This is a genomic window from Sporosarcina sp. Y1009, from assembly GCF_057669865.1.
Map to the genome: position 1 here is coordinate 276,722 of NZ_JBYHFO010000005.1, position 11,963 is coordinate 288,684.

At 41.5% G+C, this 11,963-nt stretch carries 12 protein-coding genes; 9 read left to right on the plus strand and 3 right to left on the minus strand.

The features are described from left to right. Positions 1 to 302: 302 nt before the first annotated feature. Positions 303 to 1,460, minus strand: a complete 1,158-nt coding sequence (locus AC25Y1_RS08945; RefSeq protein ID WP_488147625.1) for a S1C family serine protease — start codon at positions 1,458 to 1,460, stop codon at positions 303 to 305. A 210-nt stretch (positions 1,461 to 1,670) separates the two neighbouring features. On the opposite strand from AC25Y1_RS08945, the gene AC25Y1_RS08950 reads away from it, so the two are divergent. From AC25Y1_RS08950 to AC25Y1_RS08970, 5 genes are all read left to right on the plus strand, one after another. Next, positions 1,671 to 2,852 (plus strand): hypothetical protein, encoded by a 1,182-nt coding sequence (locus tag AC25Y1_RS08950; protein ID WP_488147626.1) that lies wholly within the window; start codon positions 1,671 to 1,673, stop codon positions 2,850 to 2,852. A 20-nt stretch (positions 2,853 to 2,872) separates the two neighbouring features. After that, a complete protein-coding gene (locus AC25Y1_RS08955) occupies positions 2,873 to 4,108 on the plus strand; it encodes an allantoate amidohydrolase (protein ID WP_488147627.1) in 1,236 nt (411 codons plus the stop codon). Beyond that, positions 4,105 to 5,280 carry an amidohydrolase gene (locus AC25Y1_RS08960; RefSeq protein WP_488147628.1) on the plus strand — a complete coding sequence of 392 codons (1,176 nt, stop codon included), beginning with the start codon at positions 4,105 to 4,107 and terminating at the stop codon, positions 5,278 to 5,280. Before AC25Y1_RS08955 ends, AC25Y1_RS08960 begins: the two co-directional genes overlap by 4 nt. A gap of 549 nt (positions 5,281 to 5,829) precedes the next feature. Next, a complete protein-coding gene (gene adh / locus AC25Y1_RS08965) occupies positions 5,830 to 7,371 on the plus strand; it encodes an aldehyde dehydrogenase (protein ID WP_488147629.1) in 1,542 nt (513 codons plus the stop codon). An 11-nt stretch (positions 7,372 to 7,382) separates the two neighbouring features. Then, positions 7,383 to 7,739, plus strand: a complete 357-nt coding sequence (locus AC25Y1_RS08970) for a DUF779 domain-containing protein (RefSeq protein WP_488147630.1) — start codon at positions 7,383 to 7,385, stop codon at positions 7,737 to 7,739. Between the two features lie 42 nt (positions 7,740 to 7,781). Here the strand turns inward: AC25Y1_RS08970 and AC25Y1_RS08975 are convergent, their stop codons facing one another. Then, positions 7,782 to 8,174 carry a thiol-disulfide oxidoreductase DCC family protein gene (locus tag AC25Y1_RS08975; protein ID WP_488147631.1) on the minus strand — a complete coding sequence of 131 codons (393 nt, stop codon included), beginning with the start codon at positions 8,172 to 8,174 and terminating at the stop codon, positions 7,782 to 7,784. Positions 8,175 to 8,346: 172 nt separating this feature from the next. Between AC25Y1_RS08975 and AC25Y1_RS08980 the strand changes: the two genes are divergently transcribed. From AC25Y1_RS08980 to AC25Y1_RS08995, 4 genes are all read left to right on the plus strand, one after another. After that, positions 8,347 to 8,511 carry a hypothetical protein gene (locus tag AC25Y1_RS08980; protein ID WP_488147632.1) on the plus strand — a complete coding sequence of 55 codons (165 nt, stop codon included), beginning with the start codon at positions 8,347 to 8,349 and terminating at the stop codon, positions 8,509 to 8,511. Positions 8,512 to 8,672: 161 nt separating this feature from the next. After that, positions 8,673 to 9,002 (plus strand): PadR family transcriptional regulator, encoded by a 330-nt coding sequence (locus AC25Y1_RS08985; protein WP_488147633.1) that lies wholly within the window; start codon positions 8,673 to 8,675, stop codon positions 9,000 to 9,002. Further along, complete coding sequence (locus AC25Y1_RS08990) at positions 8,999 to 10,099, plus strand: DUF2812 domain-containing protein (RefSeq protein WP_488147634.1); 1,101 nt, start codon at positions 8,999 to 9,001, stop codon at positions 10,097 to 10,099. Before AC25Y1_RS08985 ends, AC25Y1_RS08990 begins: the two co-directional genes overlap by 4 nt. Before the next feature lie 60 nt (positions 10,100 to 10,159). Next, positions 10,160 to 10,774: a YIP1 family protein gene (locus tag AC25Y1_RS08995; protein WP_488147635.1), complete on the plus strand. Its 615-nt coding sequence runs from the start codon at positions 10,160 to 10,162 to the stop codon at positions 10,772 to 10,774. Between the two features lie 43 nt (positions 10,775 to 10,817). On the opposite strand, the gene AC25Y1_RS09000 is transcribed toward AC25Y1_RS08995, so the two are convergent. Beyond that, positions 10,818 to 11,681, minus strand: coding sequence for a nuclease-related domain-containing protein (locus tag AC25Y1_RS09000; RefSeq protein WP_488147636.1), 864 nt, complete (start codon positions 11,679 to 11,681; stop codon positions 10,818 to 10,820). Positions 11,682 to 11,963: the final 282 nt, after the last annotated feature.

Consider the following 11,963-nt stretch of genomic DNA (forward strand, 5'->3'; position numbering starts at 1 on the left):
GATAAATAAGCAACTAGAAACCCCTTTTCAGACCAAAGTGAATTTCGGTTAGATAAAGGAGTGTTTATAATAGGTTAAAGGTCCCGACTTGCAAGCAAATTGATTTGAATGCAAGGAAACGTCTCCTGAGTGCAATCAAACCCTTAAGAAGTGCAAGCAAAACCATACCAAGTACAAGCGAACTATCAGAAGCAGTATTTCATATAGAAGTATCCTTGCCTCAACCGGAAAATCTACGGCATCAAAGAAAAAACCGAATACTTGAAAAATCAAGTACTCGGTTATGGGCTAAAGCGCTGTTCTTATTTTTTATTACTCGTCAAAGTTAGGTCAATCGTGATTTTCTCTGCGCCGCGATATACATTGAATGATGCTTTCTCACCAATCTTTAATTCTGAGTAAAGAAATTTGCGCAACTCAGTCGCATTTTTAACAGCGATCCCGTTGATTTCCGTAATGATATCTGCTTCCTTGACACCTGCTTTTCCGGCAGCTGATTCTGGATCGACACTGACAACCATAACGCCGCCTTCAACTGATGCCGGAAGATGTTGTACATATTCTCCGCGTACTTCATTTAGATTGGCAAGCCCTACACCAATATATGGTCGTTCTATACTGCCATTTTTAGTGATTTCATCGACGATGGGGAGGACGTCGTTACTCGGAATGGCAAATCCAAGTCCTTCCACACCACCTTGTGCAATTTTTAAACTATTGATCCCAATGAGTTCACCTGCTGCATTCAATAATGCCCCACCCGAGTTTCCAGGGTTGATGGCTGCATCAGTTTGGATAACGTTCAATTCCCAAGAACCAGCAGCCGTCTCTACATCTATCGCTCTGTCAACGGCACTGACAATTCCTTGTGTCACCGTTCGAGAAAACTCGAGACCGAGTGGATTCCCGATTGCGACGACTGGATCCCCGGCACGAAGTACATCAGAATCACCAAACTCCAGAACGCTATTTGCAAATTTGGCATCCATTTTTAAAACGGCTAAATCACTAAGCGCGTCCTGACCAACGAGTTCTGCGGTCGTCGTATCGCCGCTTTCCAATGACACCTCTATTTTCTTTGCGCCGTCAATTACGTGATTATTTGTGACGATATACGCATCATTGCCATCGATTTTATAAACAACCCCGGAACCTGTGCCATTTTGAATATCTTTTACATCACTGGCAAATCGATTCCCGTCGCTTGTATAATTCACGACGCCAACGATTGCGCTGGACGCGCTCTCAACCATATCTGGAAGTGAAAGGTCGTTTTTAGCAGATGTTTGTTCAACATTATACGCTGGTTGACTTTCCGACTGAATCTCCGAGGACCCTGCTGCTTCTGGTAGTAAATCTGTATTGAAAACGACGCCGAGTGTGAGCATGGAACCAATGATTCCTGCAGCAACGGTCGATAGAAAACGTTTTGCTTTTCCATTTTTCTTTTCTGTTTCCATTATAATTCCTCCTTATTTGTTTTGTTCTAATTATCTTTAGTTTACATGGGAAATATGAACAAACTATTACGAAGAAGTAAACAATTAATGACCATAGGAAATGTTGATTTGAAAGCATTTCTAATGTAACTGGAAAAAGTTGTGCTTTTAATTCACAAACTTTTATGCTAATGTATGTAGATTCATCATTATCAGAAAAGGGGAACTTTTATGTCTCAAATGCTCGCGTTGGTTCTTGTTGTTGCTATCTTATTTATCGGTGATCTTGTTGCCGTTCGCACGAAGGCCTGGATTCCTTCTGTGTTTATCAGCGCGGTCCTATTTTTACTCGGTTATTGGACATTTTTCCCGCAAGATATTGTCGCGCTTGCAGGTGTGCCACCCGTTGTTGCTACGATGTTAATCTATTTGCTAATTACAAATATGGGTACATTGCTTTCAGTTCAAGAATTAATCAGGCAGTGGAAAACCATTTTAATTTCCCTGGCAGGAATATTGGGGATTGTTGTCATCTTATTTGGAATTGGAACATTATTATTTGATGTTCAAACGGTGCTAGTTGCGATTCCTCCTCTTGTCGGCGGTATTGTCTCCGCGTTAATCATGTCAGAAGGTGCAGCGGGTGCAGGATTAACGATGTTGTCTGTTTTCGCAATCGTAATTTACGTAATGCAAGGATTCGCAGGCTACCCGTTAACTTCAGTTATGCTGAAAAAAGAAGGGAAAATGCTTCTTGCTAAATATCGAAACGGGGAGTTGGCTGAGGAATTAGAAGCTGAGAAGGAATCAGCGAAACCCGAACTCAAGTTGTTTAGTAAAATGCCTAAGAAATATAATACAGATTATTTCAAGTTTTTCAGGCTGGCGGTTGTGGGTTATCTTGCGTATCTTACTTCTGAAATGCTGGCACCACTTTTCACCATTAGTCCATATGTTCTTTGTTTGTTATTCGGTGTTATCGCAACGAGCGTAGGTTTCTTAGAACGCCAAGTCTTGCAAAAGGCCAATGGATTTGGTTTTGCAATCCTTGCGCTTATGCTTTTTGTCTTCGACGGGTTGAAAGTTGCGACGCCTGAAATGATGATGGACATTTTGTACCCACTCATTGCTTGTATTGGATTAGGGGTTCTTGGGATGTACATATTCTCATTTTTCATGGGGAAAGTCCTCAAAGTGAGTAAAGAAATGGCGTTTGCGATTTCATTGACGGCATTATACGGATTCCCAGCAGACTATATTATTACAAATGAAGTAATTGTCGCCTTAACGGAAGATGAGGAAGAACGCAAAGTGTTAACGAGTCATATGCTACCGCCAATGCTCGTCGGTGGTTTTATCAGCGTGACGATTGTCTCTGTCGTACTTGCAGGTATATTTGTTGGATTTCTATAAAGTAGTTGGGGGGAAACATGATGCAGGCAAATATCAAACGAATTGAGCAACATATCGAATCGTTACGCCAATATACAGCAACGCCTGGCGAAGGTGTCACGCGACTCACATATAGTCCAGAAGATTTGCAGGCGCGAAACTATATTAAGAATCAAATGACGGCTTTGGATCTAGTTGTCAGTGAAGATGGCTTTGGAAATATCTTCGGGAAACTTGAAGGCTCATTTCCTGAAGGCCCATCTGTCATTGTCGGCTCTCATTTTGACTCCGTTCCGAATGGAGGCTCTTATGATGGTGCCGCTGGTGTCGTTGTTGGGTTGGAAGTCGCAGCATTGTTCAAAGAAAATGCGATTCAACCTACATATCCCCTTGAAATTATTGCACTCGTTGAAGAAGAAGGTTCACGTTTTGGCGGCGGTCTCATGGGTTCAAGAGGGATGATGGGTGTCCTTTCCGAAAAAGATTTTAGATTACTTTCGGATAAAGATGATATTTTGGCAGAAGATGCAATGTTGAAAATCGGTTTGGACCCTACGAAAAGAAAAGTGCGTGATCCCGAAACCATCCGTGCTTTTTTGGAACTTCATATTGAACAAGGTCCCATACTTGAAGAGAAAGGCATTCAAGTTGGAATTGTAGAGGCGATTGTAGGGTTAACGCAATTAGAAGTCACCGTGCAAGGTCAAGCGGGACATGCAGGGACAACGCCAATGGATCGTCGTGCGGATGCTTTAGTATCGGCTGCAAAACTCATCGCAGACTTACCGAATATTGCAAATTCAGTCGGAGGAGGAACGGTCATAACGACGGGGCGATTGACTGTTTATCCAAATGGGGCCAATGTGATTCCGGATAAAGTTACGTTCACAATCGATATCCGTTCAGGTGAAGAAACACATGTATTAGATGCGGTTCGACGGACAGAGGAACGAATTGCAGCACAAATGGAGACTGGTATTCAGATGACTGTGGAGGAAAATCTTTATATTCAACCAAAGCTATTGGATGAAAATATTCGTTCCATCTTGAAAGAAACAAGCGATGCATTAGACATTTCAAATTGCACCATCCAAAGTGGTGCCGGCCATGATGCGATGGTGTTATCGGATTTCACTTCTTGCGGAATGGTGTTCATCCCGAGTAAAAATGGACTTAGCCACTGCCCTGAGGAATGGTCGGATGCTTCTGATATAGCGGCGGGTGCAACAATTCTATTTGAAACGGTCAAAAGATTAATGGAGGAAAAAACATCATGATCAATCAAAAAATTAAAGATTTAATCACTCAATATAGCGACGAATTAACAGCGCTTCGACGAAAATTACACAGTGAACCAGAATTACCTTGGGAAGAAGAGCAGACGACGCAATTCATTTGCAATTATCTTGATGGGCTTGGAATTTCATATCGAAGAACTGAACCGACGGGTGTCATCGCAACAATTAGTGGGAAATCGCATGGGAAAATGGTTGCCTTACGCGGGGACATGGATGCGCTTCCTGTTGAACAGCTTAATACGCACGTTCCTTACGCTTCAAAAGTAGCGGGAAAAATGCATGCCTGTGGCCATGATGCGCATACATCCATGCTGTTAATCGCCGCAAAGGCGCTATCGGAGGTACAGGATGAGCTTCAAGGGAGTGTGCGTCTTGTGTTCCAACCAGCTGAAGAAATTGCTGAAGGCGCAAAAGCGATGGTCGAACAAGGCGCGATGGATGATGTAGATAATGTGTTTGGAATACATATTTGGTCACAAATGCCGACACATAAAGTTTCATGCCCACCTGGACCAACATTTGCCGCGGCTGATATTATCCGTGTGAATTTCACAGGAAAAGGTGGTCACGGCGCGATGCCTGAAGATTGCATTGATGCTACACTCGTAGCTTCTTCGTTCGTGATGAATGTTCAAACAGTTATTTCACGAACAATCGACCCACAAAGTCCTGCTGTGCTTACAATTGGTAAAATGGATGTAGGCACGCGTTTTAACGTAATTGCCGAGAATGCGGTTATAGAAGGTACAGTTCGCACGTTCAGCCAAGAAACGCGCGATCATATTGAAAAAAGTATTTCTCACTACGCAGAGAGCGTCGCTGCGATGTACGGAGCAACTGCAGAAGTCGAGTACATCCGCGGTACCCAACCCGTTGTAAATGATGAAAAGAGTGCGGATCTCGTTCAACAAGTCGCCGCAGAAGCTTTCGGATCCGACGTTATTTACAATGAAAAACCAACGATGGGTGCAGAAGATTTCTCATTCTACCTAGACAAAGCACCGGGAAGCTTCGCGCTTGTCGGAAGCGGAAATGCCGAAAAAGACACCGAATGGTCGCACCATCACGGGAACTTCGACATCGACGAAGACGCACTAGTCACAGGCGCAGAACTTTATGCACAATATGCATGGGCTTACCTGAACAAGTAAAACAAGAATGCTAGCTAGGAATCCAATAGAACAAGTCACCATGCGAAAACCGCTTTGTAAAGTCTCTCTATCTCGTAAAGATAGGGGGCTTTTTTTGTTGAATAAAAAAACTTAAAGAATTTATGCATATCCCTAGACGCTCGCCCATAGGATAGTAGTGCGTGGAAAAAATCCATAGCATTTCATCATGTTGGTTTAAACCCCAATAGAGCAGGGAGTGGTGTTAGATGATTCGGATTACCTCGAGTGGCAGTGAATGGTTTTAGCGATGAAGGCTAACCTTAAAAAGAATTGAAAGACCTATAGTTGGTTCAGAAATCAGCCTTGATTCATCATATTTCCTGGGGAATACAATCGAATTACAGCAAAAATTGTCGGAAACAAACACTTAAATAGAATTTGATATTAGTCTAGTTGAAATATTGTATCTAATCTGACATAATGAGTAAGTAACCTCTTAGGATTTCAGGAATTTGGTAGGCAAGTAGATTCATAGGAATCTATGCGCAGCACAGTTTTAGAAAATTATCGAAATGGGAGGAATGGAAAATGGTACAAGCAGTAGAAAATCATGTTTACGCATTTCCAAACACGGACGGAGCAAAAGTAAATTATAAGGAACGGTACGAGAACTATATTGGTGGGAAATGGACACCGCCGGTTAACGGTGAGTACTTTGACAATATAACACCAGTGACGGGGAAGGTTTTCACACAAGTCGCGCGTTCTACGAAAGAAGATATTGAATTGGCACTGGATGCTGCACACGGCGCAAAAGATGCGTGGGGAAAAACGTCAGTCACAGAACGCTCAAATATTTTAAATAAAATCGCTGAACGTATGGAGCAAAACTTAGAATTGTTGGCAGTTGCGGAAACTTGGGAAAACGGAAAAGCGGTTCGGGAAACATTGAACGCGGACATTCCGCTAGCAATCGACCACTTCCGTTATTTCGCAGGGGCAATTCGTGCACAAGAAGGTGGCGTGAGCCAAATTGATGATGATACAGTCGCGTATCATTTCCATGAGCCAATTGGCGTCGTTGGCCAAATTATTCCGTGGAACTTCCCAATCTTAATGGCAGTTTGGAAACTCGCACCCGCACTCGCAGCTGGAAACTGTGTCATTTTAAAACCAGCTGAACAAACACCTGCATCGATTATGGTTCTTGTTGAACTAATCGAAGATCTACTTCCAGCGGGTGTTATAAATGTTGTGAATGGTTTTGGCTTAGAAGCAGGGAAACCACTTGCATCGAGTCCGCGAATTGGAAAAATTGCTTTCACAGGTGAAACAACGACAGGACGTCTTATCATGCAATATGCGTCCCAAAATACAATCCCTGTGTCACTTGAGTTAGGTGGAAAATCGCCAAATATCTTCTTTGAGGATATCGCTGACGAAGACGATGCATTTTTCGATAAAGCTGTCGAAGGATTTGTCATGTTCGCGCTCAATCAAGGGGAAGTGTGCACATGTCCATCACGGGCTTTGATCCAAGAATCGATTTACGATAAATTCATGGAGCGCGCACTTGCACGAGTAGAAGCAATTAAAGTAGGAAACCCGCTTGATCCAACAGTGATGATGGGGGCGCAAGCTTCAAATGAACAAATGGAGAAAATCTTGTCGTACCTAGATATCGGTAAACAAGAAGGCGCGGAATGCTTAACGGGCGGCGCACAAAATAAGCTCGAGGGCGATTTGGCAGAAGGCTATTATGTTCAACCGACAGTCTTTAAAGGTGACAATAAAATGCGGATTTTCCAAGAAGAGATTTTTGGGCCAGTTGTTTCAGTCACAACATTTAAAACGAAAGAAGAAGCACTTGAAATTGCGAATGACACATTATATGGTCTGGGTTCTGGAATTTGGACGCGTGATGTCAATACGGCGTACCGTTTCGGTCGTGGTATTCAAGCAGGACGCGTTTGGACGAATTGTTACCATGTCTATCCAGCACATGCAGCATTCGGAGGCTACAAAGCATCTGGTATTGGACGTGAAAACCATCTCGATATGCTTTCCGGCTATCAGCAAACGAAAAACATGCTTGTCAGTTACAACGAAAACAAACAAGGATTCTTTTGAGAGAAGAGAAGATGACAAAACGTGTGATTGCGACTGACGCGACACTAGAACTCATTGAGTTTTTGAAAAAGAAACATGGCCCGCTAATGTTTCATCAGTCGGGCGGTTGTTGCGATGGGTCATCACCAATGTGCTACCCAGACGGTGAGCTAATCATCGGGGAGCAAGACGTCCTTCTCGGTCACATTGGCGACGCACCGTTTTATATGCATAAAAACCAGTTCGACTATTGGAAACACACGCAACTCATTATCGATGTAGTAGAAGGACGCGGCGGCATGTTTTCACTAGAGGGTGTTGAGGGGAAACGTTTCTTAGTCCGATCTCGCATTTTTACGAAAGAAGAAAATGAAGCATTAAAAGTGTGAATGTGAATGGCCTTTTGGAGGAATCCAAAAGGCTTTTTACATTTATAAAAATCGTGCACGAACTTCTGGGGATGGTAATGAACAAGCGAGTTCTTTTTTGCCGAACCATTTATAACGATTCCTAGCGATATAGGCATAAACACTGTCACGAATGGGTCTTGGAACGAGTATAAATATAAATAACAAATGCCATAATCCATCAAGTTTTTTCGCGATACGAAGTGCTGCACCAGATCTTGTATATGCTTTATTTTTTTCAATATAAACTAAGCTATCGACCTCTTCAGGTATGCCGTATTTCTTCGTCAAAGCTACGCCTATTTCACTTTGTAATGATGCGAAATGAAAGTATGCATACGGGTCCCTTTTGATGATAAATTGTACACTCGAATCACAAAAATTACACTCGCCGTCAAATAAGATCACTCTTTGCATTAAAATCCCTCCTTAAAGCATAGTATAACCTGACATCACAAAAGTATTACGAATGAAGCATTGTAGTTTACTAGTGACAGAAAATTTGGTATAATTAAAGTGAATAATCGATTTGATTAAGTTTTCCCGTCACATTTAGCCATGGTTATTATGTAAAGGAGGCTGATCGTTTATGGAACGTTTACCAATTGATCCGGAAGAAATGGCGCGTAGACATGACGAAGATTATATTGCTTCGTTGAAAATGGTCGGTGAAGGCGCACCCATTTTTGATGCTCGTGCTAAGGAAGAAGAGGAACAAGCTAAAGTCCAAGAACTGCCTGAGACATACCAATAATGGATGTATACTGACATACGCATTGGTGTAAGAGTTTTCCTTAAACGGAAGACTCTTTTTTCATTTGTATTTGTAATTGATTATATGTGTCACGTTGTGATATAGTCTAGTTATGACACAGTCACGTTGCGACATAGTGGTTAGGATTGGAAGTGATACGGATGAGCATTGAAAAAGTATTGAAATCTTATTTACCAATGACAGAAACCGCTTTTTATATCTTATTATCCCTAAAAGTCCCGCGCCACGGCTACGGTATCATAAAACATGTTGAGGAACTGACGGCGGGCCGGTTGGTTCTTGGATCGGGCACGATTTACGGAACGCTTACGAAAATGCAACGAGATGGCATTATTTCGGTGTATTCCGATGAATTGCGAAAGAAAATTTACGAGATAACCGATGTAGGGAAAATTCTGATGCAACATGAAATTACTCGACTAAAAGAATTGCATGCCAATGCGGTTAAACATGAGGGGGAATTCCAATGACGATAAAAAAGTGGCGACCGTTTTGGAGTTACGATGTCGAAAAAACGGAGCATTGGTTAGCAGAAATGGCGGCGAATGGTGACCAGCTGGTTGATATCAATCTGGAAATACGCGTGTTTTCATTCGAAAAAGGGGATTGTGAAAAGATTGAATTTCAAATTGTTTTCGATAAATCTCGTGGTGAACTGTCGCATAGATTAGAAGAATCGGGTTGGAGTAGTTTCTTTTCTAAAGGGAATTGGCAGTTCTTGAAAAATGCGGAACCTACCATTACCGTTTATCCTGTGCGCGATAATATACTGAAGCGAAATCGCCTTCACTCGAATGTGTTCACTGGAATTTCAATTTTCTATGGCATGCAATTGTTCTTTTTTGCAACGCTTGTCATTATCGTGCTATCAGTTTCTGAAAATGATGGCTTTGGTCAAGCCGTTAAGTTTCTTGTTCCGTATTTATTACAATTAGTTGCGATCATTTGGCTGTGTATTCATGCAACGCGGAAACTGCGGTCATTTGAAAAGCGCTACTTTGGCTCATCTATTGATGTTGAACCTGCCCGTGAAAATACATTTGTCAAATGGAAATTGGGATGGACAAATGCCCCAGATCGATTGGAAAATTGGTTAAATGATATGGCGGCGGAAGGCAATCATCTCGTTCGTATTCAAGGTGCACGCTTTACTTTTCAAAAAGGGGAACCAAAGCGAGTGTCTTATGTCTATGATTTCCAATTGAAAACTTCGTTACATTATTTTGATATTCACAAAAGTGACGACTGGCAGTTAATGTTTTTCTCTCCAAGCTCCATCGCCAGATCTGCGCTATGGATGAAAGAATATGAGCGTGGGGAAATAAAACCCCGGCTTACGTTTGATCTGACAGAAAAGAAAGCGCATGTCCGCAAAGTATTGGTGATGAGCGGCGGTTCTCTCCTTTTCTCGTTATTATTGACGTTTTTCATGTTTTGGATGTACGAAGGTAGTGGTTGGAATTTATTTGCAAAAGTCATTATGATTGCGTTAATAATGTCACTAGCAATTCCGATTACAGGAATGCTTCGTTCCTTGTGGTATGCAAAGAGGATGAAAGAAGTTTGAAAAACTGGGTAGCCATTTTATTCCAATGATTTGATAATAAAATAAAAAGGGAGTCGTCTTATGAATCCATTATTATCGATTTGGTCTCAGCCAAAGAACACCGTGCAATACATGCTTGACAATAAATCAATCAGTTACTTAATTTTTCTAGCCATATTATCATCTTTTGCTACAGGAATTTTAGCGTTTGCGGATACTGGTTTTCTCGAAGGCTTTTCATTACCTGTTATTCTAGTGATTGTCACTATTTTATCAATCATCATCAGCATCGCCAGTTGGGGATTGGTGTCTGTTGTTTATACTTGGATTGGAAAATTATTAGGTGGTACTGGTTCAATCCGCAATATGAGTTATGCAGTCGCGGCTGGTCTCATTCCAACGATATGGACGATGCCGATTGGGATTATCGCTGTTATCATTTATGGAGAGAGTTTGTTTATACAGCCGATTGGTGATTTTGCCATAACGAATATGTCGTTCGGTTTTTATTTTCTTCATAACTTGCTCTTAATGGGTGTTTCGATTTATGGACTGGTTGTTCTATCAAGAGGAATCGGACTCGTGCATAATTTTTCAGCATGGCGCGGTTTTGGGGTTATCATGATTTGTGTCGGAATTGCTGTATTGATCGTACTTATAGTTCTGATTCCATTATTATTAATTATTTTCTTGTAATTATTTAAACGTGCACTGGAAAGTAGTGCACGTTTTTGATTGTTTATCTGAAGGTTCTTAATGTATAAGTGCGATTACGCTGTTCGCCTTCAGTGTGCAATTCCATACTTTTCAATATTCGGGTAGCTGTATGACGCTGTGTTATGTTAAGAAAATCGCGACATTCTCTATTTGTTATGTTACCACCGAATAAAAGAAACCAATCGCGTATCGCCTGTATATGTGCATGCGAACATTTTTGCGGACATGTTGGACAGCGCCAACCACCCTTATATTTAGTCATACCTAAAAAACAGCATGATGGACATGCAACTCCGGTGAAAATATCACTTTTTTGAATAGAATAGGTTGTACAAATAGGCTTCGGTATATATTCTTTATCGCTGTGAAGAAGGTCGTTTATCATAAGGGAAAAGTTTTTTTCGTCCAACAAATGGGGGATTGTTGGGAGACTCCGGATATATGAGGGAATACCGGATGGGTACAAAAACTGAATATCTGTGTCAAATAATTCAACATCTTTTTTGGGGAAAGCTAGGACGACAACACCATAAATTTGAAGTGAAATATTCCGGCTGTGAAACCAATCTTGTAACAACTCCATATTTGATTGAACTTGTGCAACAGGGCTTATATAACTTCTTGTATCTCCGTTGTCCAATGTTTGAACTAATTGCGGTGGATTGCTTTTCACCTTAATGGAACCAGCCAAGTTTTTAGTTTCAAATACGATTGCGTATGCCGGGGTAACGAATAATGAGTCAATTTGAAAGTCTGTACTTGATGAAAGCGAAATGCCATTAAAAATCCTGTGTTCCATTGAAAATTTATAATTCCGGAAAACTTGATCTACCTTTTCCTCTCCTGCTAGCCCACCAATACGAGAAGTGTATTGCGATTTTAGCATGGCGAATTTTTCGTGTGTCGGATCAATACGTGATATTGCTGCTCGAAGGCCTTCAAGTATTATCGGTTCGCTACGTTTTTTAACAATGAATGCTATCTTCCTCCCATTCCTATTTTTCTGAACTTAGAATACCATGAATTATTTGATATGTCCAACGAAAACAGAATAGACAGTGAATTGTTTCGTCGTACCTATGAACTAATTTGAATTCTAAAATCGAGCGGCCCGTATTATTTAATGCTCGCTGCGAACCCAGTTGTGCTCGTTGCTCTCATGCTTATG

Excerpts from the sequence above, each read along its gene's own strand:
- AC25Y1_RS08945 (WP_488147625.1), bottom strand. The coding sequence starts at position 1,460 with ATGGAAACAGAAAAGAAAAATGGAAAAGCAAAACGTTTTCTATCGACC.
- AC25Y1_RS08950 (WP_488147626.1), top strand. The coding sequence starts at position 1,671 with ATGTCTCAAATGCTCGCGTTGGTTCTTGTTGTTGCTATCTTATTTATC.
- AC25Y1_RS08955 (WP_488147627.1), top strand. The coding sequence starts at position 2,873 with ATGCAGGCAAATATCAAACGAATTGAGCAACATATCGAATCGTTACGC.
- AC25Y1_RS08960 (WP_488147628.1), top strand. The coding sequence starts at position 4,105 with ATGATCAATCAAAAAATTAAAGATTTAATCACTCAATATAGCGACGAA.
- adh (WP_488147629.1), top strand. The coding sequence starts at position 5,830 with ATGGTACAAGCAGTAGAAAATCATGTTTACGCATTTCCAAACACGGAC.
- AC25Y1_RS08970 (WP_488147630.1), top strand. The coding sequence starts at position 7,383 with ATGACAAAACGTGTGATTGCGACTGACGCGACACTAGAACTCATTGAG.
- AC25Y1_RS08975 (WP_488147631.1), bottom strand. The coding sequence starts at position 8,174 with ATGCAAAGAGTGATCTTATTTGACGGCGAGTGTAATTTTTGTGATTCG.
- AC25Y1_RS08980 (WP_488147632.1), top strand. The coding sequence starts at position 8,347 with ATGGAACGTTTACCAATTGATCCGGAAGAAATGGCGCGTAGACATGAC.
- AC25Y1_RS08985 (WP_488147633.1), top strand. The coding sequence starts at position 8,673 with ATGAGCATTGAAAAAGTATTGAAATCTTATTTACCAATGACAGAAACC.
- AC25Y1_RS08990 (WP_488147634.1), top strand. The coding sequence starts at position 8,999 with ATGACGATAAAAAAGTGGCGACCGTTTTGGAGTTACGATGTCGAAAAA.
- AC25Y1_RS08995 (WP_488147635.1), top strand. The coding sequence starts at position 10,160 with ATGAATCCATTATTATCGATTTGGTCTCAGCCAAAGAACACCGTGCAA.
- AC25Y1_RS09000 (WP_488147636.1), bottom strand. The coding sequence starts at position 11,681 with ATGCTAAAATCGCAATACACTTCTCGTATTGGTGGGCTAGCAGGAGAG.